Origin of the sequence: Rubellimicrobium thermophilum DSM 16684, assembly GCF_000442315.1 — a bacterium.
Classification (GTDB): Bacteria; Pseudomonadota; Alphaproteobacteria; order Rhodobacterales; family Rhodobacteraceae; genus Rubellimicrobium; species Rubellimicrobium thermophilum.
The window spans coordinates 112828-135925 of record NZ_KE557322.1 but is presented as its reverse complement, the minus strand read 5'-3'; the positions used below and the strand labels follow the sequence as shown (position 1 = coordinate 135925).

The window sequence follows — 23098 nt, the reverse complement described above, 5'->3', positions numbered from 1 at the left end:
GGGACAGCGGGACCATCGCGCCGATTCCTCATTCCCCCAGGAACGACCGGAATCGCCCGCAGAGGATTCCAAGACGGGGGGCGCCCCGCAACCGGACAATGCGCTTGACCACCCCGCGCGCGACAGCGAATCAGCGGGGGGAGGGACGGCTTGGGCCGAATCCTGAAGAGTCGGCCCGAGTCGCGTCACAGGACTGTGACAGTCCGGTGACGCTGCCGGAAAGAGTTGCAGGACCACCCATGCGGAGGGAACCGGCAGGCGGACGCCGGGGGCGCCGGACGGGGGCGCCGGACGGGGGCGCCGGAACGGAAACCGCTGACGCAAACCGCGGGAGGGAGCCGCGGAAGGGGATGGCGACGCCCCTCTCGGACATGGGCCAGGGCGCATGCGAAAGGGGCGTGCCCTTGCAGGACACGCCCCCTGTGTGATCACGCTGTCCGGGCCCGGCAGCGCTGCCGGACCTGTCCCGGTCAGGCGCCGGACTGCTCGGCGGGCTGGGCGGCAGGCTGGGCGGCAGCCTGAAGGCCGATCGCCTTCACCCGGGCCGACAGGCGGGACATCTTGCGCGCGGCGGTGTTCTTCTTGACGACCCCCTTGGAGACACCGCGCATCAGTTCGGGCTGGGCGGCGCGCAGAGCCTCGCGGGCACGGGCATGATCGCCCGCGGCGATCGCCTCCTCGACCTTGCGGAGGAAGGTGCGGATGCGCGAACGGCGCTGCTTGTTGATCGCATAGCGGGCCACGCTCTGGCGGGCGCGCTTGGCGGATTGGGGCGTGTTGGCCATGAGTCCTGTGATCCCGCGGATGGCGAGTGAAACCTGAGGCCGCGTCCCTAGACGCCGCCGCCGCCCATGTCAACCGCCCCCAGGGGCCGAATCGCCCCCGATCCGGCCTAATGCTGGCAGCGCGGGCAATAGAAGCTGGACCGCCCCCCCTGGACGATCCGCCGCAGGGGGGTGGCGCAGTCCGGGCAGGGTTCGCCCGCACGGCCATAGACGCGGAAGGCGTGCTGGAACAGGCCCAGCTCGCCATCCGGCCGACGATGATCCCGCAGCGAGGCGCCCCCCGCCTCCACCGCCTCCCCGAGCACGGCGCGGATCGCCTGGGCAAGCCGGTCGAGCCGCGCCCGTCCGATGCGGCCGGCGGGACGGGCGGGATGGATGCCCGCCCGATGCAGCGCCTCGCAGGCATAGATGTTGCCCACCCCGGCAAGCAGACGCTGATCGAGCAGCGCGGCCTTGACCGGCCCGCGTCGCCCGGCGAAAGCCCGTGCCAGCACGGCGCCGGAAAATCCCTCCTCCAGCGGCTCGGGGCCGAGATCGCACAGCAGCGGATGCTCCTCCAGACGCGCCGTCGGCCACAGGTCGAGCAGGCCGAAACGGCGTGCATCGTTGAAGGTCACGCGCAGGCCGCCTTCCAGATGCAGCACGACATGATCGTGGGGAGAACCCTCCCGCGCCTCCGCACCCGCCCCGGCCGCCGCCATGCCGTGGACATATTCGCCCAGCACGCGCCCCCCTACCAGCATCCGCCCCGACATCCCCAGATGGGCGATCAGCGTCTCGCCGCGATCAAGATGGATCAGCAGATACTTGGACCGCCGGCCGAGCGTCAGCACGCGCGCACCCGTCAGACGCTGGCCCAGCCCTTCGGGAAAGGGGCGGCGCAGACCCTCGCGGCGGATCTCGGCGGCCTCGATGCGGCGCCCCTCCATCACCGGCAGGAGGCCGCGCCGCACCGTCTCGACTTCGGGCAGCTCGGGCATGGATCGGCTCCCTTTCCGCGGCGGGCGGCCTCCTATAAGGACCGGAACCGGACCGGGCAAGCCTTGCGCGCGGGCCGAAAGGCCCCATGTCCCGCCCGGAGGATCCCGACCGGAGGATGGAGACAGCCTTGCCCGACTTTCCCGATCCTGCCCGTCCCCCGCCGCCTTGCGCAGACCGCCGCCGGAGGCGCCGACCCCTCATCCCCTGACGGGAAATCCTCCACAGGGTCATCCACAGGATCATCCACAGGGTCATTCACAGGATCGTCCGGGGAATCGCCCCCGGGCGGAGAGGCCCCCGCCACCACCCATTTCGGCTTCGAGACCATCCCCGAGACCGACAAGGCGCGGCGCGTGCGCGGCGTGTTCGAATCCGTCGCCTCGCGCTATGATCTGATGAACGACCTGATGTCGGGCGGCCTGCACCGGCTGTGGAAGGATGCCGCGGTGGACTGGCTCGCCCCGCGCCCCGGCATGGCCGTGCTCGATGTCGCAGGAGGGACCGGCGACATCGCCTTCCGCATCCTCCGCCGGGCTCCGACGGCGCGCGTCACGGTGCTCGATCTGACGCCTGCGATGCTCGAGGAGGGGCGGCGGCGGGCGGCAGCGCGGGGGATCGCGGGCCTGTCCTGGGTTGCGGGAGATGCCATGGCGCTGCCCTTCCCGGACCGCAGCTTCGACGCCTGGACCATCGCCTTCGGCATCCGCAACGTCACCCGCCCCGAAGCCGCCCTGGCCGAGGCCTTCCGTGTGCTGCGCCCCGGCGGACGGCTGATGGTGCTCGAATTCTCGCGGGTCGGCGTGCCCCTGCTGGAACGGGCCTATGACCTCTATTCCTTCCATGTCATCCCGGCGATGGGACAGGCCGTGACGGGCGATCGCGAATCCTACCGCTATCTGGTCGAATCGATCCGCCGCTTCCCCGATCAGGAGAGCTTCCTCGGGATGATCCGGGCGGCCGGCTTCGAACGGGCGCGGTATCGCAACCTGACGATGGGCGTGGCCTGCCTGCATTCGGCCTGGAAGATCTGAATGGGCATACTCTCGGCCATCCCGCAGCTGATCCGCACGGGCGCGACCTTCGAACGGGCGGGGGCGCTGGCGCTCGTGCTCGAATCGCTCGGGGCCTCGCCCCTCCTGCGGGGGACGGTGCGGGCGCTGGTCTGGCCCTTGCGCTGGGCCGGGCGGCGGGGCGACCCGGCGCTGCCCCCCCTCGCCCGGGCGCTGACCGCGATGGGACCGGCCTTCATCAAGTTCGGCCAGATCCTCTCCACCCGGCCTGATGTCGTGGGCACGCGCCTTGCCGCACAGCTCCGCCTGCTGCAGGACCGCTTGCCGCCCTTCCCGCAGGAGGCCGCCCGCGCCGTCATCGCCCGCGAACTCGGCCTGCCGGTCGAGGCGCTGTTCTCCGAATTCTCCGAACCGGTCGCCGCGGCCTCGCTCGCCCAGGTCCACAGGGCGCGGCTGCGCGCCACCGGAGAGCCGGTCGCCGTCAAGGTCCTGCGCCCGGGGATCGAACGGGCCTTCCGCCGCGACATCGACGGGATGCGCCTGATCGCCCGCCTGCTCGATCTGATCCCCGCCAGCCGGCGGCTGCGCCCGCTCGATGTCGTGGATCATTTCGAAGGCGTGGTGCGGGGCGAGCTGGATCTGCGGCTCGAGGCCGCTGCCGCCTCCGAATTCGCGGCCAACACCGCCGGGGATGCGGGCTTCCGCGTGCCGGCCGTGCGCTGGCCCGAAACGGGGCGGCGCGTGATGACGCTCGACTGGGTGGACGGCATCCCGGCGGGCGATCCCGAGGCGATCCGTGCCGCCGGCCATGACCTGCCCGCCCTGGCCGAGCGCGTGCTCCAGCTCTTTCTCAGACATGCCCTGCGTGACGGCTATTTCCACGCCGACATGCATCAGGGCAACCTGAAGATCGCCGCCGACGGGGCAATCGTCGCCTATGACTTCGGCATCATGGGACGCATCGACGACTACACCCGCCGCGTCTATGCCGAGATCCTCTGGGGCTTCATCCGCCGCGACTACCGCCGCGTGGCCGAGGTCCATTTCGAGGCCGGCTATGTGCCGGCGGACCGCAGTGTGGAGGCCTTCGCCCAGGCGCTGCGCGCAGTGGGAGAGCCGATCTTCGGCATGGATGCCAGCCGCATCTCGATGGGGCGGCTGCTGACCCATCTCTTCGAGGTGACCGAACGTTTCGGGATGCAGACCCGGACCGAGCTGATCCTGCTGCAGCGCACCATGGTGGTGGTCGAGGGGGTGGCCCGCTCGCTCGATCCGCATGTGGATATCTGGCGCGCCGCCGCCCCCGTGGTCGAGGACTACATCCGCGCAAGCCTTGGGCCGCAGGCCGTCGCGCGCGATCTGTGGCGGGCGGCGCGCGTCCTGGCCCGCCTGTCGCCGCATCTGCCGCAGATCGCCCGGGATGCGCTGACCCCTGAACGGTCTGCCCATGGGGGACGGCGGACATCCCGGCTTGCGCCGCTGCTCTGGATGGGCCTCGGGGGGGCGATCGCGCTGCTGGGGGTGGCGGCGGGCGCGGGGCTCTAGCGTCCCGAAAGCCGGGCGAGCAGCTCGTCGAGCTGGTCGAGATCGCGATAGGCGATCGTGAGACGCCCGCCCCCGTCCCGTCCGTGCCGGATCGTCACCGGCATGCCGAGATTCGCCGACAGGTCCTCCTCGACGGCGCGGGTGTCGGGATCATGCGCCGCGCGGCGGGCGGCGGCACGGTGGGCCGGATCGGGATCCCTCGCCAGCTTTTCCGCCTCGCGCGCGCTCAGCCGCCGTTCGGCGATGCGCCGGGCGAGTTCGACCGCACGGGGATGACCGATCAGGGGCCGGACATGACCCGCTGTCAGCTGGCCCTCCTGCACCATCGCCTGCACTTCCTCGGGCAGCTGGAGCAGGCGCATCTGGTTGGCGATATGGCTGCGGCTCTTGCCCAGGGCCTCGGCCACCTGCTCCTGCGTATGGCCGAAGCGTTCGATCAGCGCACGATAGGCGGCCCCCTCCTCGATGGGGTCGAGATCGGCACGCTGGACATTCTCGATGACCGCCACCTCGGCCATCTCCGCATCCGAATAGTCCCGCACGAGGACCGGCACCAGCGACAGGCCCGCCCGCTGGGCCGCCCGCCAGCGCCGTTCGCGGCGACGATCTCCCAGCTCTCGCCTCCCCGGCCATCGCGGCGGGGGCGCACGATCAGCGGCTGGATGATGCCCCGCCGCCGGATCGAGGCGGCAAGCTCCTCCAGCGCCTCCTCGTCGAAGCGGCGCCGCGGCTGGCCGGGTTGGGATGGATCGCCTCCACGGGCAGCATCCGATCGGGCGCGGGGGGCGGTCGGGGCGCCATCGGCGGCCTGGGCACCCAGATCCGCCATCAGCGCCGAGAGACCGCGTCCGAGACCGCGGCGGATCGTCTTGTCGGCCATGGGCAATCCTCCTCAGGCGGTCTCGCGGGACATCAGTTCCTCGGCCAGCGCGCGATAGGCCGTCGCCCCTGCCGAGGAGGGATCGTAATCCAGCACCGACAGGGCATGCGAGGGGGCCTCCGACAGGCGCACATTGCGCGGGATCACCGTCCGGAACACCAGATCCCCCAAATTCTCGCGCGCGTCCTGCTCCACCGCCTGCGACAGCGTCGTGCGCCGGTCCACCATGGTCAGGGCCACCCCCTCGATGCGCAGCGAGGGATTGGCGCTCTGCCGGACCTCGCGGATCGTCAGCATGAGCTGCGAAAGCCCCTCGAGCGCGAAGAACTCCGACTGGAGCGGCACCAGGACGGCATGTGCCGCCACCAGCGCATTCACGGTCAGGATGTTGAGCGAGGGGGGACAGTCGATCAGGACATAGTCGAGGCCGAGCCCGTCCATCGCCGGCTGGCGCAGCGCCCCGCGCAGCAGGGCCGCCCGACCCGGCCGCCCGGCCAGATCGGTATCGGCCGAGGACAGATCGGGCGAGGCCGGGACGATCGACAGACCGGCACCCCCGTCGGCTGTGCCGCCTCGGCAGGGCTGGCCCCCCCCGTCAGCAGGTCATAGGCGGTCCGCTCGCGCGCCTCGGGCGGAATGCCGAGCCCGGTCGAGGCATTGCCCTGCGGATCGAGATCCACAAGCAGCACCCGCCGCTCGCGCCGGGCCAGCGCAGCGCCCAGATTGATCGCCGTGGTCGTCTTGCCCACGCCCCCCTTCTGGTTGGCGATGGCGATGATGCGGGGGCGGCGCGCAGGCTCAGGCATCGGTGCGGGCAGACTCCAGATCGGTAAGGCGCAGGAGGCGCGCGTCAGGGTCGGTCGCCGAAGGCCGGCTGTCCAGAGCGAAACGCCATCCGGCCGCCCGTGCAGCCTCCACCTCGGCTGCCCAGCCGCGCCCCTTGGGCAGCAGGGCCGTCCCCCCGGGGGCCAGATGGCGGGCCACCAGCGGCAGCAGCTTCGGCAGGGGGCGGAGCGCCCGCGCCGAGACGATCTCGGCACCCTGTGGCGGGGCCTGTTCGGACCGCTGGTCGAGAACCGTCACATCCACCCCCATGGCGCGCGCCGCCTCGCGCAGGAAGGCACATTGCGGCCGTCGCTTTCGATCAGGGTGACGGCGGGGCGGCCCGTCCCGGCCGCAAGGGCAGCGATCACGAGGCCCGGAAACCCGCCCCCCGATCCCAGATCCACCCAGGTTCGCGCCTCTGGCGGCGCGAGCGGCCAGAGCTGGGCCGAATCGGCGATGTGGCGCGTCCAGAGCTCGGCCGCCGTCGAGGGGGCGACCAGGTTGATGCGCACCGTCCATTTCCGCACCAGCGCCTCGAGCGTCTCGAGCCGCGCCAGCACGGCGGGGGGCACAGCAACCCCCGCAAGCGCGCGCGGCGGGGCGTTCATGCCGCCTCCCGCGCCTTGAGCCGGGCCGCCAGCAGCAGCAGCGCCGCCGGCGTCATGCCGTCGATCTGGGCGGCGTGGCGCAGGGTCGCCGGGCGCAGCCGCTCAAGCTTCTGGCGCAGCTCGAAGGACAGGCCCGGAATCGCGGCATAGTCGAGATCGGGCGGCAGGCGGCGGGCCTCCTCGCGCTTGAGGGCCTCGGCGTCGCGGGCCTGCCGGTCGAGATACTGGGCATATTGCGCCTCGCGCCTGAGCTGGGCCTGCACCCAGGGGGCCGGCAGGACCAGCGTGGGATCGAGCGCGGCCAGATGCTCCCATCCCGCATCGGCCAGCGCCAGCACCCCGAGCCCGTCCCGTGTCTCTCCGTCGGGGGCAAGGTTGAGCCCCGCCGCATGCAGGCGGCGCGCCGTGAAGCGGCGGGCGCGCAGATCGCTCCGCGCCGCCTCGAGCGCCTCCATCTTCGCGGCAAAGGCGGCCCAGCGCGCCTCTCCGACCAGGCCCCATTCCCGCGCCGCCGGCGTCAGCCGCTGATCGGCATTGTCGGCGCGCAGGGACAGGCGGAATTCCGCGCGCGAGGTGAACATGCGGTAGGGTTCGCTCACGCCGCGGCTCACGAGGTCGTCGATCATCACGCCGATATAGGACGTGGCGCGCGAGAACTCGACCGGCCCCTCGCCCTTCGCCTCGCGCGCGGCGTTGAGCCCGGCGACAAGGCCCTGCGCCGCCGCCTCCTCATAGCCCGTGGTGCCGTTGATCTGCCCGGCCAGGAACAGCCCCGGCAAGGCCTTGAGCGCCAGCGCAGGGGTCAGCGCGCGGGGATCCACATAGTCGTATTCGATGGCGTAGCCAGGCTGGGTGATGACGGCCCGCTCGAGCCCGGCGATGGAGCGCACATAGGCCTCCTGCACCTCCGCCGGCAGCGAGGTGGAGATCCCGTTGGGATAGACCGTGTCGTCATCAAGCCCCTCGGGCTCGAGAAAGACCTGATGGCTGTCCTTGTCGGCAAAGCGCACCACCTTGTCCTCGATCGAGGGGCAGTAGCGCGGCCCCACCCCGGCGATATGCCCGCCATACATGGCCGAGCGGTGGAGGTTGTCGCGGATGATGGCATGGGTCACGGAATTGGTGCGGGTGATGCCGCAGGCGATCTGCGGCACGACGGGACCCTCCGACAGGAAGGAGAGCATCACCGGATCCTCGTCGCCCGGCTGCATCTCGAGCCGGTCCCAGGCGATGGTCCGCCCGTCGAGCCGCGGCGGCGTGCCGGTCTTGAGACGGCCCATCGGCAGGCCGAGGCCGTAGAGCCGATCGGCCAGTGCCTTCGAGGGCGGCTCGCCCAGGCGGCCGCCGGGGCGGGAACGGTCGCCGACATGGATGACGCCGTTGAGGAAGGTCCCCGTGGTCAGCACCACCGCGCGCGCGCGGATCGCCGATCCGTCCGCCAGGCGCAGTCCCGCGGCGCGTCCGCCCTCGAGGATCAGATCCGCGGCCTCGCCCTCGATCACGGTCAGTCCGGCGCAGGCGCGGGTCATGGCCTGCACGGCCTCGCGGTAGAGGCGGCGATCGGCCTGCGTCCGCGGCCCCTGCACGGCCGGCCCCTTGGAGCGGTTGAGCAGGCGGAACTGGATGCCGGCGGCATCCGCGGCGCGCCCCATCACGCCGTCCATAGCATCCACCTCGCGCACGAGATGGCCCTTGCCGAGGCCGCCGATGGCGGGATTGCAGGACATCGTCCCGATCGCATCGGCCTTCAGCGTCACCAGGGCGGTGCGCGCACCCAGACGCGCCGCCGCATGGGCGGCTTCGGTGCCGGCATGGCCGCCGCCCACCACGACGACGTCGAAATCCGAACCCTCGGGCTGTTTCACGTGAAACATCGCCTCACTTGCCGATGCAGAACCGCTGGAAGATCGCCCCCAGTATATCTTCCGTCCCGACCCGGCCCACAAGGGCATCGAGCGCCGCCAGGGCGCGGCGCAACGCCTCGCCGGCCAGTTCGGGGGCGGCGCCCGCCCGGGCCAGGGCCTCGGCCTCGCGCAGGGCGGCCGCGCCCTCGGCCATCGCATGGGCATGGCGTGCGGTCAGGCCCGCCCCCAGCGCCGCGGTGCGGGCCGAGAGACGGCGGGCGATCTCGGCCACCAGCGCCTCTACCCCTTCGCCCGTCAGACCCGAGATGCCGGGCCCCTCTCCGGCCAGGCGGTCCGCCTGCGCGCGCAGCACGATGTCGTCCGGCCCCTCGGCCGGCCGCGGCCCGTCCGGCAGGACGAGATGCACCCGCAGATCGGCGGCCGCGGCCCGGGCCCGGGCCCGCTCACCCCCCATCCGCTCCACGCTGTCCGCGGTCTCGCGCAGGCCCGCCGTGTCGAGCAGCGTCACCGGCATCCCGTCAAGCACCATGCGCAGCTCGATCACGTCGCGCGTGGTGCCCGCAACATCGGAGACGAGCGCCGCCTCGCGCCCCGCAAGGCGGTTGAGCAGCGTGGACTTGCCGGCATTGGGCGGCCCGACGATGGCAACTTCGAAGCCCTCGCGCAGCCGCTCGGCCAGACGGGCCCCGCGGGCCTCGGCCTCCAGCTCGCCGGCGATCTCGCCGCACAACCGGGCGATCTCGGGCAGGGCTTCGGGGATGTCCTCCTCGGCAAAGTCGATCATCGCCTCGGTGAGGGCGGCCGCCTGCAGGAGTCGTTCGCGCCAGTCCTCGGCCCGCTTTCCGAGCGCGCCCTGGAACACCCGCATCGCCTGGCGGCGCTGGGCCTCGGTCTCGGCCTCCAGAAGGGCCGACAGACCCTCGATCCGCGCCAGATCCAGCCGGCCATGGGCCAGGGCGCGCTGTGCGAATTCGCCCGGAGCAGCCAGCCGCAGCCCCCGCTGGCGCCCGAGCGCGCCCAGGATCGCCGCCACCGCCGCCGGCGAGCCATGGCCCTGGATCTCGGCCGTCTCCTCGCCGGTGAAGCTGCGCCCCTCGGCAAAGGTCAGGATCAGCGCCTCGTCGAGCGGCTCGCCCGTCTCATCGCGCAGGATCCGCAGCGCCCGGCCATGAACCGGCAGCGGTCCCCCGGCCAGCGCCTCGACCGCCTCCCGCGCGCGCGGACCCGAAAGGCGAATCACCGCGATTCCCGACCGGCCCGGCGGCGTGGCCGGGGCAAAGATCGTGTCCGCCGGCGGATCCCCCCGGCGGACCTCTTCCGGCGCCGTCCCGTCAGGCATTCATGCTGTCGAAGAAGTCGGCGTTGTTCTTGGTCTGCTTGAGCTTGGACAGCAGGAACTCGATGGCATCGGTCGTGCCCATCGGGTTGAGGATGCGCCGCAGGACATAGGTCTTGGCCAGATCGGCCTTGTCCACCAGAAGCTCCTCCTTCCGCGTGCCGGACTTGAGGATGTCGATGGCGGGGAAGGTGCGCTTGTCGGCCACCTTGCGGTCCAGGACGATCTCGCTGTTGCCGGTGCCCTTGAACTCCTCGAAGATGACCTCGTCCATCCGGCTGCCCGTGTCGATGAGCGCGGTGGCAATGATGGTCAGGCTGCCGCCTTCCTCGATGTTGCGCGCCGCGCCGAAGAAACGCTTGGGCCGCTGCAGGGCATTGGCGTCCACACCGCCCGTCAGCACCTTGCCCGAGGAGGGCACCACCGTGTTGTAGGCCCGGCCCAGACGTGTGATCGAATCGAGCAGGATCACCACATCGCGCTTGTGTTCGACCAGGCGCTTGGCCTTCTCGATGACCATCTCGGCGACGGCGACATGGCGGCTGGCCGGCTCGTCGAAGGTGGAGGAAATCACCTCGCCCTTCACGCTGCGCTGCATGTCGGTCACCTCCTCGGGCCGCTCGTCGATCAGCAGCACGATGAGATAGCATTCGGGGTGGTTCTTCTCGATCGAATGGGCGATGTTCTGCAGAAGCACCGTCTTGCCGGTGCGCGGCGGCGCCACGATCAGGCAGCGCTGCCCCTTGCCGATCGGCGCCACGAGGTCGATGACCCGCCCCGAACGGTCCTTGAGCGTGGGATCATCGATCTCCATCCGCAGACGCTGATCGGGATAGAGGGGGGTGAGATTCTCGAAGGCGATCTTGTGCCGCGCCCGCTCGGGATCCTCGAAATTGATCTTCTCGACCGAGACGAGGGCGAAATACCGCTCGTTCTCTCCCGGTTCCTGGATCACGCCAGAGACGGTGTCCCCCGTGCGCAGCCCGTATTGCCGGATCATCTCGGGCGAGACATAGATGTCGTCCGGGCCGGGCAGATAGTTCGCCTCCGGGCTGCGCAGGAAGCCGAAACCGTCCTGGAGCACCTCGAGCACGCCGTCCCCGCCGATGACCCAGTCTTCCTCGGCCCGTTCCTTGAGGATGGCGAACATCATGTCGCCCTTGCGCATGGTCGAGGCGTTCTCGATCTCGAGCTCCTCGGCGAGGGCAAGCAGGTCCTTGGGCGATTGCGCCTTGAGATCGGCGAGGTTGAGACGATCCTGAGTCATGGAGATCCTGATGACGCGCGGCCCCGCGCAGAGCCGGGACTCCGGGGGCGGCGCTGGTCCGACAGTCCCTCGGGAGGGGACGGAAACAATCATGAAGTGCCGGTCCCGGACGGGCGGCGCCTTCGACATAAGGCCCCTGCAGGCAGCGGTCAACGGGGTCTGCAGGGTCTGCCTCAGAAGGGTTTCACGACGACCGCCCCGACGATGATCAGCAGAAGCAGCGTCGGAACCTCGTTCATGAAGCGGTAATGCCGTCCGCTGCGACGGTTGCGGCCCATGGCAAAGTCGCGTCGCCGCGCCGCGCACCAGCCGTGAAAGGCCGACAGCGCCAGCACCGCGGCCAGTTTCAGATGGAACCAGCCCGCCATCCACCAACCCCCCATCCAGACGAGGACAAGGCCCAGGATCCAGGTGGCGATCATCGCCGGGGTCATGATGGCTCGCAGCAGACGGCGCTCCATCACCTGGAAGGTGGCATCGAGCGGCGATCCGGGCGGGGCGGTCTCGGCATGATAGACGAACAGGCGGGGCAGGTAGAACAGACCGGCCATCCAGGCGACCATCGCCACGACATGGGCCGCCTTGATCCAGGGATAGGCATCCACGGGGAACATCTCCTTTGCGGGCAGGCGCCTCTTCTCTCTTCCGCGACTCCCGAAGGAAAGGGAAGCGGTGGCGGCTGGGCCTGTGGATGCTGGGGATGACCCGGCCCTGTCCACCGGGTCTTCCCCAGCCTGCTGTTCTGCAAGGGCGCTGCCAGACCTGTGCGGATGCTGGCCGAATCCCTCGCGGCCGGGGAGGGGGCCGGGCTTGTCCACAGCCGGGCCGGAAGCGGTGGGCGAATCGGGGTCCGAGGGGTGGAGGACTCGGGGATTCGCCCACCCCCTTCCCCCCGCCGTCCGGCTGGGGCAGGGTAAGCCCCGCCTTTTCCCCCGTTCTGTCCCCTGACTGCTCCAGCCCCGGTCCCCTGCTTGTCCACCGATCCGTCCCCAGCCCTGATCCTCGCCTCCGGCTCGGCGGCCCGTGCCGCCATGCTGCAGGCCGCCGAGCTGCCTTTCCGGGTGGTCCGCCCCCGTGTGGACGAGGCCGCCCTGCGCGATGCCCTTCTGGCCGAAGGTCATGACGCGCGGGCGATCGCCGATGCCCTGGCCGAGATGAAGGCCCTGCGGGTTTCGGCCGCTCATCCGCAGGCGCTGGTGCTCGGTGCCGATCAGACCCTCGACTGCGAGGGACGGCTGTTCTCCAAGCCCGCCACGCCGGAGGAGGCGCGCGCCCAGATTGCGGCGCTGGCCGGTCGGCGCCATCGCCTGGTCTCGGCGGCGGTGCTGGCCGAAGGGGGCCGGCCGGTCTGGCGCCATGTCGCCGAGGCACGATTGACCATGCGCCCGCTGTCCGAGGGCTTCATCGCCGCCCATGTCGCCCGCCACTGGGAGGCGATCCGCCACTCGGTCGGCGCCTACCGGATCGAGGCCGAGGGGGTGCGCCTCTTCGAACGGGTCGAAGGCGATCCCTGGACGATCCAGGGCCTGCCTCTGCTGCCGCTTCTGACCTTTCTCATCCAGCGCGGAGTCCTTGACGCATGACCTCGCATCCGCTTGCCGGTGTCCTTGGCCAGCCGATTGCCCATTCCCGCTCGCCCCGTCTGCACCGTCACTGGATGGCCCGGCACGGGCTGCCCGGTGACTATGTCGCGATCGAGGTCGCCCCGGCGGATCTCGAGGCGGTGGTGCGCATGCTGCCGCGGATGGGTTTTGTCGGGGTCAATGTGACGGTGCCGCACAAGGTTGCGGCGCTGGCGCTGGCCGATGAGGTGACGGCGCGGGCCCGCCGCATCGGGGCGGCGAACACCCTGATCCTTCGCGACGGCCGCATCCTTGCCGACAATACCGACGGGGAAGGATTCCTCTGCGCCCTGCGCCAGGGGGCGCCGGACTGGGATCCGGCGGCCGGGCCGGCGACGGTCCTCGGGCGCCGGGGGGGGCGCGCGGGCGGTTCTCGATGCCCTGCTCGAGGCCGGCGTGCCCGAAGTGATCCTCACCAACCGCACCCGCGAGGCGGCCGAGACGCTGGCTGCGCGGCGCAGGCCGAATCGGGGGCCGCGCATCCGCGTCCTCGATTGGGGTCCGGCGCCGGCAATGCCGTCGAGGAAGGGGTGCTGGTCGTCAACGCGACCTCGCTCGGGATGATGGGCAAGCCCGCCTTCCGCGTGCCGCTGGACGGGCTGCATCCCGGTCAGGTCGTGGTCGATCTCGTCTATGCGCCGCTCGAGACGCGCCTTCTGGCCGAGGCGCGGGCCGCCGGCGCCGTCGCCGTGGACGGGCTGGGGATGCTGCTCCATCAGGCGGTGCCCGCCTTCGAGGCCTGGTGGGGCATCCGCCCCGCGGTGGACGAGGATCTGCGCCGCGCGGTGCTGGCGTGACGGGGACGGGACGGCCCTTCGTGCTCGGCCTCACCGGATCGGCCGGCATGGGCAAGACGACGGCGGCGGCGATGCTGCGCGAGGCGGGCTGCGCGGTCTGGGATGCCGATGCCGCCGTTCATCGGCTCTATGCGCCGGGCGGGGCGGCGGTTCCCCTGATCGCCGCGCTGCGGCCCGATGCCGTCCGCGAAGGCGCCGTGGACCGCGGCCGGCTGCGCGCCGCGCTGACGGCTGATCCGGCGCTCTGGTCCCGGATCGAGGCGGCCGTCCATCCCCTTGTGGCCCAGGACCGGGAGCGGTTCCTGGCCGGGCTGCAGACAGGGGGGGTGGCGGTGCTCGAGGTGCCGCTGCTCTACGAGACGGGGCTCGATGCCCTCTGCGACGGGGTGGCGGTGGTCTCGGCCCCTGCAGCGGTCCAGCGCGCGCGGTTGCGGGCCCGGGGGCTTGAAGAGGCCGCGATCGAGGCCCTGCTCGCCCGGCAGATGCCGGATGCCGAGAAGCGCGCCCGGGCCGATTGGGTGATCCCCGGCACGACATTCGAGGCCGCGCGGCAGGCGGTGCAGGACATCCTGGCCGCCATCGCCGCAAGGCAGGCCGCAAGGGCGCAAGGCAAGGCAGGAGAGCGATGATGCGCGAGATCGTGCTCGACACCGAGACGACGGGCTTCGATCCCGAAGCCGGCGACCGGATCGTGGAGATCGGCGCGATCGAGCTGATCAACCATCTGCCCACCGGTCAGACCTTCCATGTCTACATCAATCCCGAACGGCCGATGCCCGAGGACGCCTTCGCCGTTCATGGCCTGTCCGACGACTTCCTGGCCGACAAGCCCGTCTTTGCCGATATCGCCGAGGAGTTCCTGCGCTTTGTCGGGCAGGCGCGGCTGGTCATCCACAACGCCGCCTTCGATCTACGCTTTCTCAACTGGGAGCTGGGGCGGCTCGGTCATCCGCCCTTCTCCGAGGACCGAGCCCTGGACACGCTGGCCCTGGCGCGGCGGCGCTTTCCGGGGGCCTCGGCCTCGCTCGATGCGCTCTGCCGCCGCTTCGGGATCGACAATTCGGGCCGCACCCTCCACGGGGCGCTGCTCGACAGCCAGCTTCTGGCCGAGGTCTATCTGGAGCTGATCGGCGGGCGCCAGCCGGGGCTGGCCATCGAGGCGGCGCCCCGTCCCCTGGCGCTGTCCGCCGCCGCCCGGCCGGAGGCGGACCCCGGCGGCAGCGGACGCCGGAGCCGGCCCCGGCCGCTGCCCCCGCGCCTGACCGAGGCCGAGGCCGAGGCCCATCGCGCCTTCGTGGAGGCGATGGGCCCCTCTGCGCTCTGGCTGCGCGGCTGAGGCCGGCTGCCGCGGATCAGGCGTCGAGCCGCGGGGCGGCGGCGGGGGCAGCGTCCCCGCCCTGCTGGCCCTGGGCCTGCTGGGTTTGCTGGGCCTGCTGGGCGCGGCGGGCGATGTCCGCGCGATAGAGCTGCACCCAGTCGATCATGTCGAGATTGAGCGGCGGGAAACCCCCGTCGCGGCTGACATCCGAAACGATGCGCCGCAGGAAGGGGAAGATCAGGCGCGGGCATTCGATCAGCAGATAGGGGTGAAGCTGATCCTCGGGCACGCCCTGGATCTCGAAGACACCCACATAATCCACCTCGAGCACGAACAGCACCTCGCCCGCGGCGCGGGTCTTCGAGGTGGCGGTCAGCTTGGTGGCCACCTCGTACTGGCCGGGAATGCTGCGCTTCTTGGCATCGAGCGCGACCTGAACCTGCACCTCGGGGGTCACCTCGCCCTGCACGCCCTTGCGGGCAAGCACATTCTCGAAGCTGAGATCGCGGATGTACTGGGCAAGGATGCGCGTGCTCACGCGCGGGACCTGGCCCGTCCCCGGGGCCGAGCCCGGTGCGGCCCCCTGTGCAGCCCCCTGTGCAGCCCCCTGTGCGGCCCCCTGTGCGGCCCCCTGGGCAGGCGCGGCGGGGCCCCCGGTGGGGTTGTCGGGCGTGTCTGGCATCGGTCTCCCTCCGGCATCGCGGTTCTGGGCGGTTCTGGGCGGTTCTGGCGCGGCCGCCTTGCGTGCGGGGCCAGCCCTAGCATCCGCGGCCGAAGGGCTCAACCGGTCCGCCGGCGGCACCGGCTCTGCCGGCCCCGGCCGGAGGGCGGCCGTCAGTGCCGTGTCCAGCCCGAGGGCCGATGCGTCGGACGCTTGGGCGGGGGGATCTCCTCCCAGTCGGCCTCGGGAATCCCGGCACGGAAAGACGCGCGCGAAGCCGGCCGGTCGGCCCGGTCGGCGGGGCGCCCTGCCGCCCGCACGAACCCCCCCGCGGTCAGCGCCCGCAGCACCCCGCGCTGGACCGGCGGCAGCAGCAGCGCGATGGCCGCCAGATCGCTGACGAATCCCGGCAGCAGGAGCAGCAGGCCCGCCAGCATCCGGAACCGCCCCGGGCGATCGCCGGTCCGGGATCGCGGCCCTGCGCCATCGCCCGGCGCACCTCGATCAGCGCGGCCCCGCCGCCCGCACGCAGCAGCAGGATCCCTGTCGCTGCGCCCAGCAGGACGAGCCCGAGCACGCCCCACACGCCGATCCGCTGTCCCAGGATCACGAAGCCCGCGATCTCGAGCAGGACCAAGGCCACGGCCGTCACGCGAATCATCGTCCTGCCCTCCGTCTCGTCCGTCTCGTCCCGTCGCCTGTTCCCGGCGGTCCTTCCCCGCCGGGCATCCCGCCGTCTTCCCCCCTCCCGAGGTGGACTTGGCCGGACAGGAACCATACATAGGAAGTCCGATCCCGCCCTGCCAGCTTCCATGCCCCGAGCCGAAAGGACGCCATGAACTCGCCCATCCTCCAGCTCCTCGTCCTTGCCGGGATCGCCATCTTCCTGATCCTGCGCCTGCGGAGCGTGCTGGGCACGCGCGAGGGCTTCGAGAAGACCCCGCCGCCCCTGCCGCCTCAGGCTGCCCGTCGCAGTCGTCCCGAGCTCGAGGTCATCGAGGGCCGCCCCGACCGCGACATCACCGACCATGTCCCCGAGGACAGCGACGCCGCCCGCGCCCTTGCCGCGATGAAGGCGGCCGATCCGGCTTTCTCGGTCCGCGAATTCCTCCAGGGCGCCCGCGCCGCCTACGAGATGATCCTGATGGCCTTCGAACGCGGCGATCTGGATCCCGTCCGACCCTTCATCGCCCCCGAGGTCCATGAGGCCATGGTCCGCGTCGTCGAGGAGCGCCGGTCCCGGGGCCTCAAGGTGGAGGCGACCTTCGTCGGCCTGTCCGATCTGGGCATCAAGGATGCGACCTATGACCGCAGCACCCGCGAAGGCGAGATCACCGTCCGCTTCACCGGCGAACTGACCTCGGTCGTGCGCGATGCGACGGGCGCCGTGGTCGAGGGATCGCCCACCGAGATCCGCCGCCAGCGCGATGTCTGGACCTTCGCGCGCGTGATGGGATCGCCCGATCCCAACTGGATCCTTGTCGCCACCGGCGAATGAACCGTTCGTCCCCCGGCTGGCCCCCCGGCTGGGAGGGAGAGGATCACGCCGCCGCCTGGGCTGCCTTCCGGGCCTCGGCCGTCGCAGCGGGGCCGCCCTGGGTCGCCCTGGCAGAAGGGGACGAAGGGGGGGACGCTGCACATGACGGAGAGGCGGCACGCCTCGCCTTCGAGCGCCGCCTTGTCCCCACGGCGCCGGTGACGGGCCTGCTCACCGGCTACTGGGAGCCCGAGATCGCCGCCGCCCTCGCCCCCTCGCCGGATTTTGCCGTGCCGCTGCTTGGGCGGCCGCCGGGCGACGGGCCCTTTGCGGACCGCGCCGCCGTCATGGCCGGGGCCCTGGCCCGGCACGCGCTGGCCTGGGCGGCCGATCCGCTCGAGGCCTTCCTGCTCGAGGTGCAGGGCTCGGGGCGGTTGCGTCTGCCGGACGGTGCCGTGCGCCGCATCGGCTATGCCGGCCAGAACGGGCATCCCTATCGCTCGATCGGGCGGATCCTGGTTGCGCGCGGTGCGATCGCGGCCGAGGCCGTTTCGATCCCGGCGATCCGGGCCTGGGCCGCCGCCCATCCTGCGGAACTGCCTGCCCTGCTGGCAGAGAATCCCTCGGTCGTGTTCTTCCGCTGGCTCGATCTGCCCCCCGATCGGGGGCCGCTCGGGACGCTGGGGGTGCCGCTCCTGCCGGGCCGGAGCCTGGCCGTCGATCCCGCCCATGTCCCTCTTGGCGCTCCGGTCTGGGTCGAGGCCGCGGGGGAGCCCGGCTTTCCCCGGCTGATGATCGCCCAGGATACCGGCGGGGCGATCAGGGGGCCGGGGCGGGCCGATGCCTTCCTTGGCTGGGGCGCGGAGGCGGGCGAACGGGCGGGACGGCTGAAGGCGCAGGCACGCCTGACGGTCCTGCTGCCGAGGGACAGGCCATGAGGCGGCGCAGGCTCTCGCCCGAGGATCAGGCCCTGTGGGACCGCGTGCGCGCCACCGCGGTGCCCCTGCATCCCGGGCGCGCCGCCGCGCCGCCGCCCTCTGCGCCGCCCCCGCCACGGCCTCTTGCCGATCCGCCGCCGCCGCAGGCCCTTGCGCCGCCATCCTCCCCGGCCGGGGGCCCGCCGCCGCCCCTGCGCCCCTTCCGCATCGGCGAGAAGGCGGACCATCGCGGAACCCATGACCTGCTGCCGGGCCTTGTCGAAAGTCTCGGACAGCTTCCGCTGCGGATGGATGCCGGTCTGCATGCGCGGATGCGCCGCGGCAAGCTCCGCCCCGAGGCGCGGATCGACCTGCACGGGATGACCGCCGCCGAGGCGCATGCGGCGCTGGTTCCCTTCCTGCTCGGGGCGCAGGCACGGGGACGGCGGCTTGTCCTCGTCATCACCGGCAAGGGGCGCGGCGGGGGGCGGGACGATCTGCCGCCCCTGCCCGTCCGGGCCGGGCGCCTGCGGCACGAGGTGCCGCACTGGCTGATGCTGCCGCCGCCGCGCGATGCGGTGCTCCAGATCGCCCCCGCCCATCCCCGGCATGGAGGCGAAGGGGCGCTCTATGTCTATCTGCGCGCGCGCGGAAGGGGCGGGCCGGGAGCCTGAGGGGGGGGCGGACGGAACCGCCCCGCGCCGGGGGCGTTGCCGCTGGCGTCGGGGCCGGGTCGAAGAGGCGAAAGGGGAAGCGAATGGCCGATCTGTCGGGTCGTCTGTGCGTGATCTGCAACAAGGGATCGGGTCGCAACACCCATGAGGCCGATGCCGTCCATGCCGCGATGGCGGTGCTGGGGGACCGGGCCGTCCTGCGACAGGTTGCCGGGCGCGATCTCGAGGAGGCCGCGCGCAGTGCGGTGGCCGAGGGTTTCGGCGCCATCATCGCCGCCGGAGGCGACGGCACGATCATGGCCGTCGCCGGGGCCGTCGCCGGCCGCGGCCTGCGCTTCGGGGTCCTGCCTCTGGGCACCTTCAACTATTTCGCCCGCGGCCTCGGCATCCCCGAAGACCCCGAGGAGGCGGCGCGCGTGATCCTGGCCGGCCATACCCGCCGCATGCCGATGGGCGAGGTCAATGGCCGCCTCTTCCTCAACAACGCCTCCGTCGGCATCTATCCCGCGATCCTGCGGGCCCGCGAGGAGACCTATGCCCGCTGGGGACGCCGGCGTCTGGTAGCCCACTGGACGGCGCTGCGCACCTTCCTGCGCTTCCAGCGGCCCCTGCATCTGACCATCCTCGCCGATGGCGAGGAGCGACGCGTCAGGACGCCGCTGCTCTTTGCCGCCCGCTCCGCCTATCAGCTCGAAAGCTTCGGCCTGGCCGGGACGGACTGCGTGGAGCGGGGGCGCCTGGCGGTCTTCGTCGCTCCCGATACCGGCCGCGCCGGAATGATCCACAAGGCCTGGCGCCTCGTGCGGCGCTCCATGCGCGAGGGGCGGGATTTCGACCTGATCTGCGCCGAGGCGGTGACGATCCTGACCCGCTCGCGCCATCTGACGGTGGCCTGCGACGGCGAGAAATACCGCATGCGCACGCCGCTGCATCTGCGCATGCGGCCTGATGCCATCGAGGTCTTCGCCCCTGTCGCGGCCGCTGAGGCCGCCGCCTCTCCCCTGCGGGGAGAGACCGCCGCATGAGACGCATCCTCCATCTGTCGGATCTGCATTTCGGTCGCACCCGGCCCGAGCTGCTCGAACCGCTGCTCGACCTCGCCCGGCGCCTCGCGCCCGATCTCGTGGCCGTCTCGGGCGATCTCACCCAGCGCGCCCGCCGCGGCCAGTTCGTCGAGGCGGCACGCTTCCTCGCGCGGATCGAGGCCCCCTGGCTCGCGGTGCCGGGCAATCACGACATCTCGCTCGACAATCTTCTGGTGCGGCTGCTCGATCCCTGGGGACGCTATCGCAGCCTCATCCAGGACGATCTCAGCCCCCGCTGGCAGGATGAGGAGCTGACCGTCATCGGTCTCAACACCGTCAATCGCTATGCCCATCAGTCGGGACGGATCGGACGGCGCCAGCTTCGGGTGATCGCGCAGGCCGCGCAGGAGAGGCCGCAGCGGACGCTGGTGGTGGTCATGCATCACCCCCCGGAACATCCGGCGGATTCGACCAAGCCGCCGATGCGCCATGCCGGCCGCGGCGTCGCCGCCCTCGTCCGGGCGGGGGCGGATATCGTCCTGTCGGGGCATCTGCACAATGCGCGCGTGACGCCCCTCAGCGCTGCACCGGGCATCCTGCTCGTGCAGGCGGGCACGGGCCTGTCCACCCGCCTGCGCTCCGAACCCAATACCGTCAACCTGCTGGAGATCGAGCCCGGCCATGTGCGCGTCCACCGCTGGGCGGCCTTCGACCGCCCGGCCTATGAGGTGATCGAGAGCGCCCGTTTCCTGCGCGACCTGGACCGCCCCGGCTCTCCCTGGGAGATGGCCGCCCATGAGCCCTGCGTCAGGCCCGGTCCGGCCGCCGGCCCGGATCAGAGCACGTAGCGCGACAGGTCGGCCCGCGCCGCCAAGGCCGCCAGATGCCGCTCCACATAGGGGGCATCGATGGTCACGGTCTGGCCGCCGCGGTCGGGGGCCTGGAAGCTCAGCTCCTCGAAGACGCGCTCCATCACCGTGTGCAGACGCCGCGCGCCGATGTTCTCGACGCTGCGGTTGACCTCGGCGGCGATGCGCGCAAGGGCAGCAATGCCGTCATCGGTGAAGGTCACTGTCACGCCTTCGGTCGCCATCAGCGCCGCATATTGCCGCGTCAGGGCGTTCTCCGTCTCGGTCAGGATGCGCACGAAATCGGCCTCCGACAGCGGCGACAGCTCCACCCGGATGGGCAGACGCCCCTGCAGTTCGGGCAGCAGGTCCGACGGCTTGGCCAGATGGAAGGCGCCCGAGGCGATGAACAGGATATGATCGGTGCGCACCGGGCCATGCCGGGTCGAGACGGTCGTGCCCTCGATCAGGGGCAGCAGGTCGCGCTGCACCCCTTCGCGGCTGACATCGGCACCGCCGCGCGCGCCGGGCCCATCCTGGCGGGCGGCGATCTTGTCGATCTCGTCGAGAAAGACGATGCCGTCCTCCTCCACGCTGCGGATGGCCTCGCGCAGCACCGCCTCGTCGTCGAGCAGCTTGTCCGCCTCCTCGGCCATCAGGACATCATAGCTTTCGGCCACGGTCATGCGCTTGCGCGTCGTGCGGCGGAAGGCCCTGCCGAAGAAATCCCCGAGCGAGGCCAGGGCGATCCCCTGCCCGCCGGGCAGATCGAGGCCGGTCGGCATCCCGAAGGGCGGTGCCTGGTCCTGCACCTCGAGCTCGATCTCGGTTCCGTCGAGGTCGCCCGCGCGCAGGCGGCGGCGGAAGGCCTCACGCGTGGAGGATCGGGCCTCGGGCCCGGCCAGGGCGTCGATGACCCGCTCCTCGGCCCGTTCGCGGGCGCGGGCGCGGACCTGCTCGCGCATTCTCTGGCGCGTTTCGGCCACCGCGATGTCCAGAAGGTCGCGCACGATCTGTTCGACATCGCGGCCCACATAGCCCACTTCGGTGAATTTCGTCGCCTCGACCTTGATGAAGGGGGCCTGGGCCAGACGCGCCAGGCGGCGGCTGATCTCGGTCTTGCCGACGCCGGTGGGGCCGATCATCAGGATGTTCTTGGGCGTGACCTCGCGCGCCAGGGCGGGGTCGAGGCGTCGGCGCCGCCAGCGGTTGCGGAGCGCGACGGCGACGGCCCGCTTGGCCGCCTCCTGGCCGACGATGTAGCGATCCAGCTCGGAGACGATCTCGCGGGGGGTGAGGTCGGTCATGAAGCCTCCTTTTGCCGGGCCGAGATAGGGGCGCGGGCGGCGGATGTGAAGCCGGGGCCATGACACATCATGAAGCATCCCGTCTTAACCCGATCTTAACCTTTCCCTGCTAGAGCGATTCGCAAGGACGCTCCCCGGCCCGCCACCTTGCGGGGGGACAGCCCGGGACCGGGGCGCCTTGCGGGGTCTTGCCCTGCCTTGCTCTTTGGACGGGCCGAACCGGCTGTGCCGGCCCGCCGGGCCACTCCTCCGGGGTTGTCGTCGTGGCAACCGAAGCGAGCCATAGGGCCCTCGACCCGGCCCGTCTTCAGCCCCTTCGGGGGAAGGGCGGGCCTGGCTCCCGCGTCTTCCACTTCTTCTTCGCGAAGGCGCTCTTGGCGAAGGCGAGGCCGTCTGCGCCCGGCGATCCTGCTGCCAGCGGAGCGCGCGGTGGCACCTCAGCCGCCGATCGACTCCAGCGTGAGCGCGCCATTGGTATAGACGCAGATCTCGGCGGCGATGGCCATGGCACGGCGTGCGATGGTCTCGGCATCCAGATCGCTGTCCATCAGGGCCCGCGCGGCGGCCAGGGCATACATGCCGCCCGATCCGATCGCGGCGACGTCATGTTCGGGTTCGAGAACGTCGCCCGCCCCCGTGACCACGAGGAGCTGCCGTCCGTCGGTGACGATCAGCATCGCCTCGAGCTTCTGGAGGTAGCGGTCGGTGCGCCAGTCCTTGGCGAGTTCCACGCAGGCGCGCTGGAGCTGGCCGGGTGTCGCCTCGAGCTTGGCCTCGAGCCGTTCGAGCAGGGCAAAGGCATCGGCGGTGGAGCCGGCAAAGCCTGCGACGACGCTCTGCCCCCCGGGCGAGAGGCGGCGCACCTTGCGTGCCGTGCCCTTGATGACGGTCTGGCCGAGAGAGACCTGCCCGTCCCCGGCAATGACGACCCGGCCGCCCTTGCGGACGCCCAGGATCGTCGTGCCGTGCCAGCCGGGAAAGGCGTTGGCCATCGGGCTGTCCTGCGCGGGAAGGCTCACGGGCTGCCGCTCACAGGGCGGAGTCGATCCAGGACTGGAGCGCGGCCTTGGGTGCCGCGCCCGCGCGGTTGGAGATCACCTGCCCGTTCTTGAACAGGAACAGCGCCGGGATGCCGCGCACGCCCAGGCGGGCGGCCATTTCCGGGTTCTCGTCCACATTGACCTTGGCGATCTTGACCCGGCCGCGATACTGTTCGGACAGCTCCTCCAGGGCGGGGCCGATCATCCGGCAGGGCCCGCACCATTCGGCCCAGAAGTCCACCACGACAGGGATGGGAGAGTTCTTCACCTCCTGTTCGAAGGTGGCATCGGTGACGGGAACAGTGGCCAT

General features: G+C 71.5%; 20 protein-coding genes and 5 pseudogenes. 11 read left to right on the top strand and 14 right to left on the bottom strand.

The genetic code is table 11. From position 1 onward, the window contains the following. Nucleotides 1–470 precede the first annotated feature (470 nt). Nucleotides 471–785, bottom strand: a complete 315-nt coding sequence (rpsT, locus tag RUTHE_RS10245; RefSeq protein WP_021098332.1) for a 30S ribosomal protein S20 — start codon at nucleotides 783–785, stop codon at nucleotides 471–473. A gap of 107 nt (nucleotides 786–892) precedes the next feature. Next, nucleotides 893–1765 carry a bifunctional DNA-formamidopyrimidine glycosylase/DNA-(apurinic or apyrimidinic site) lyase gene (gene mutM, locus RUTHE_RS10240; RefSeq protein ID WP_021098331.1) on the bottom strand — a complete coding sequence of 291 codons (873 nt, stop codon included), beginning with the start codon at nucleotides 1763–1765 and terminating at the stop codon, nucleotides 893–895. Nucleotides 1766–2092: 327 nt separating this feature from the next. Between mutM and ubiE the strand changes: the two genes are divergently transcribed. Next, a complete protein-coding gene (gene ubiE / locus RUTHE_RS10235) occupies nucleotides 2093–2797 on the top strand; it encodes a bifunctional demethylmenaquinone methyltransferase/2-methoxy-6-polyprenyl-1,4-benzoquinol methylase UbiE (RefSeq protein WP_051150458.1) in 705 nt (234 codons plus the stop codon). Continuing rightward, the gene (gene ubiB / locus RUTHE_RS10230) at nucleotides 2798–4321 is read left to right on the top strand and encodes a 2-polyprenylphenol 6-hydroxylase (protein WP_021098329.1); all 1524 of its coding nucleotides are present in this window, start codon (nucleotides 2798–2800) and stop codon (nucleotides 4319–4321) included. It begins immediately after the preceding gene. Here the strand turns inward: ubiB and RUTHE_RS18635 are convergent. From RUTHE_RS18635 to hemJ, 7 genes and pseudogenes are all read right to left on the bottom strand, one after another. Beyond that, nucleotides 4318–5201 (bottom strand): annotated as a pseudogene (locus RUTHE_RS18635) (ParB/RepB/Spo0J family partition protein). The gene ubiB and the pseudogene RUTHE_RS18635 overlap by 4 nt on opposite strands. 12 nt (nucleotides 5202–5213) lie before the next feature. Next, nucleotides 5214–6007 (bottom strand): annotated as a pseudogene (locus RUTHE_RS10220) (ParA family protein). Further along, nucleotides 6000–6634 (bottom strand): annotated as a pseudogene (rsmG, locus tag RUTHE_RS10215) (16S rRNA (guanine(527)-N(7))-methyltransferase RsmG). The pseudogenes RUTHE_RS10220 and rsmG overlap by 8 nt, the downstream one beginning before the upstream one ends. Then, nucleotides 6631–8508 carry a tRNA uridine-5-carboxymethylaminomethyl(34) synthesis enzyme MnmG gene (gene mnmG / locus RUTHE_RS10210; protein ID WP_021098323.1) on the bottom strand — a complete coding sequence of 626 codons (1878 nt, stop codon included), beginning with the start codon at nucleotides 8506–8508 and terminating at the stop codon, nucleotides 6631–6633. The pseudogene rsmG and the gene mnmG overlap by 4 nt, the downstream one beginning before the upstream one ends. Nucleotides 8509–8512: 4 nt before the next feature. Next, nucleotides 8513–9838, bottom strand: coding sequence for a tRNA uridine-5-carboxymethylaminomethyl(34) synthesis GTPase MnmE (gene mnmE / locus RUTHE_RS10205; protein ID WP_021098322.1), 1326 nt, complete (start codon nucleotides 9836–9838; stop codon nucleotides 8513–8515). Continuing rightward, nucleotides 9831–11102, bottom strand: a complete 1272-nt coding sequence (rho, locus tag RUTHE_RS10200; RefSeq protein ID WP_021098321.1) for a transcription termination factor Rho — start codon at nucleotides 11100–11102, stop codon at nucleotides 9831–9833. Before rho ends, mnmE begins: the two co-directional genes overlap by 8 nt. A 173-nt stretch (nucleotides 11103–11275) precedes the next feature. Further along, nucleotides 11276–11716 carry a protoporphyrinogen oxidase HemJ gene (gene hemJ / locus RUTHE_RS10195; protein ID WP_040645696.1) on the bottom strand — a complete coding sequence of 147 codons (441 nt, stop codon included), beginning with the start codon at nucleotides 11714–11716 and terminating at the stop codon, nucleotides 11276–11278. Nucleotides 11717–12073: 357 nt separating this feature from the next. Here hemJ and RUTHE_RS10190 point away from each other — a divergent pair, with 357 nt between their 5' ends. The 4 genes and pseudogenes from RUTHE_RS10190 to dnaQ all read left to right on the top strand — a co-directional run bounded on the left by RUTHE_RS10190 (nucleotide 12074) and on the right by dnaQ (nucleotide 14857). After that, nucleotides 12074–12685: a Maf family protein gene (locus tag RUTHE_RS10190; RefSeq protein WP_342662232.1), complete on the top strand. Its 612-nt coding sequence runs from the start codon at nucleotides 12074–12076 to the stop codon at nucleotides 12683–12685. After that, nucleotides 12682–13521 (top strand): annotated as a pseudogene (locus RUTHE_RS10185) (shikimate dehydrogenase). Before RUTHE_RS10190 ends, RUTHE_RS10185 begins: the two are co-directional and overlap by 4 nt. 20 nt (nucleotides 13522–13541) lie before the next feature. Next, nucleotides 13542–14150, top strand: coding sequence for a dephospho-CoA kinase (gene coaE / locus RUTHE_RS10180; RefSeq protein ID WP_281167468.1), 609 nt, complete (start codon nucleotides 13542–13544; stop codon nucleotides 14148–14150). Then, a complete protein-coding gene (gene dnaQ / locus RUTHE_RS10175) occupies nucleotides 14150–14857 on the top strand; it encodes a DNA polymerase III subunit epsilon (protein ID WP_021098316.1) in 708 nt (235 codons plus the stop codon). The genes coaE and dnaQ overlap by 1 nt, the downstream gene beginning before the upstream one ends. A 16-nt stretch (nucleotides 14858–14873) precedes the next feature. On the opposite strand, the gene secB is transcribed toward dnaQ, so the two are convergent. Both secB and RUTHE_RS16110 read right to left on the bottom strand, forming a co-directional pair. Next, on the bottom strand, nucleotides 14874–15377 hold the full coding sequence (gene secB, locus RUTHE_RS10170; RefSeq protein WP_051150456.1) for a protein-export chaperone SecB: 504 nt from the start codon (nucleotides 15375–15377) through the stop codon (nucleotides 14874–14876). A gap of 296 nt (nucleotides 15378–15673) precedes the next feature. Beyond that, nucleotides 15674–16161 (bottom strand): annotated as a pseudogene (locus RUTHE_RS16110) (FxsA family protein). Between the two features lie 174 nt (nucleotides 16162–16335). On the opposite strand from RUTHE_RS16110, the gene RUTHE_RS10160 reads away from it, so the two are divergent. The 5 genes from RUTHE_RS10160 to RUTHE_RS10140 all read left to right on the top strand — a co-directional run bounded on the left by RUTHE_RS10160 (nucleotide 16336) and on the right by RUTHE_RS10140 (nucleotide 20441). Then, complete coding sequence (locus tag RUTHE_RS10160; protein ID WP_021098313.1) at nucleotides 16336–16998, top strand: Tim44/TimA family putative adaptor protein; 663 nt, start codon at nucleotides 16336–16338, stop codon at nucleotides 16996–16998. Beyond that, nucleotides 16995–17915 carry a murein transglycosylase A gene (gene mltA / locus RUTHE_RS10155; protein ID WP_021098312.1) on the top strand — a complete coding sequence of 307 codons (921 nt, stop codon included), beginning with the start codon at nucleotides 16995–16997 and terminating at the stop codon, nucleotides 17913–17915. Before RUTHE_RS10160 ends, mltA begins: the two co-directional genes overlap by 4 nt. Continuing rightward, nucleotides 17912–18568, top strand: a complete 657-nt coding sequence (locus RUTHE_RS10150) for a Smr/MutS family protein (RefSeq protein ID WP_021098311.1) — start codon at nucleotides 17912–17914, stop codon at nucleotides 18566–18568. The genes mltA and RUTHE_RS10150 overlap by 4 nt, the downstream gene beginning before the upstream one ends. Before the next feature lie 83 nt (nucleotides 18569–18651). After that, nucleotides 18652–19593, top strand: a complete 942-nt coding sequence (locus tag RUTHE_RS10145) for a diacylglycerol/lipid kinase family protein (RefSeq protein WP_021098310.1) — start codon at nucleotides 18652–18654, stop codon at nucleotides 19591–19593. Continuing rightward, nucleotides 19590–20441, top strand: coding sequence for a metallophosphoesterase family protein (locus tag RUTHE_RS10140; RefSeq protein ID WP_021098309.1), 852 nt, complete (start codon nucleotides 19590–19592; stop codon nucleotides 20439–20441). Before RUTHE_RS10145 ends, RUTHE_RS10140 begins: the two co-directional genes overlap by 4 nt. On the opposite strand, the gene hslU is transcribed toward RUTHE_RS10140, so the two are convergent. The 3 genes from hslU to trxA all read right to left on the bottom strand — a co-directional run bounded on the left by hslU (nucleotide 20429) and on the right by trxA (nucleotide 23098). Continuing rightward, nucleotides 20429–21748 (bottom strand): ATP-dependent protease ATPase subunit HslU, encoded by a 1320-nt coding sequence (gene hslU / locus RUTHE_RS10135; RefSeq protein WP_021098308.1) that lies wholly within the window; start codon nucleotides 21746–21748, stop codon nucleotides 20429–20431. The genes RUTHE_RS10140 and hslU overlap by 13 nt on opposite strands. Nucleotides 21749–22185: 437 nt before the next feature. Beyond that, nucleotides 22186–22740, bottom strand: a complete 555-nt coding sequence (gene hslV / locus RUTHE_RS10130; RefSeq protein ID WP_021098307.1) for an ATP-dependent protease subunit HslV — start codon at nucleotides 22738–22740, stop codon at nucleotides 22186–22188. 37 nt (nucleotides 22741–22777) lie between these two features. After that, on the bottom strand, nucleotides 22778–23098 hold the full coding sequence (trxA, locus tag RUTHE_RS10125) for a thioredoxin (RefSeq protein WP_021098306.1): 321 nt from the start codon (nucleotides 23096–23098) through the stop codon (nucleotides 22778–22780).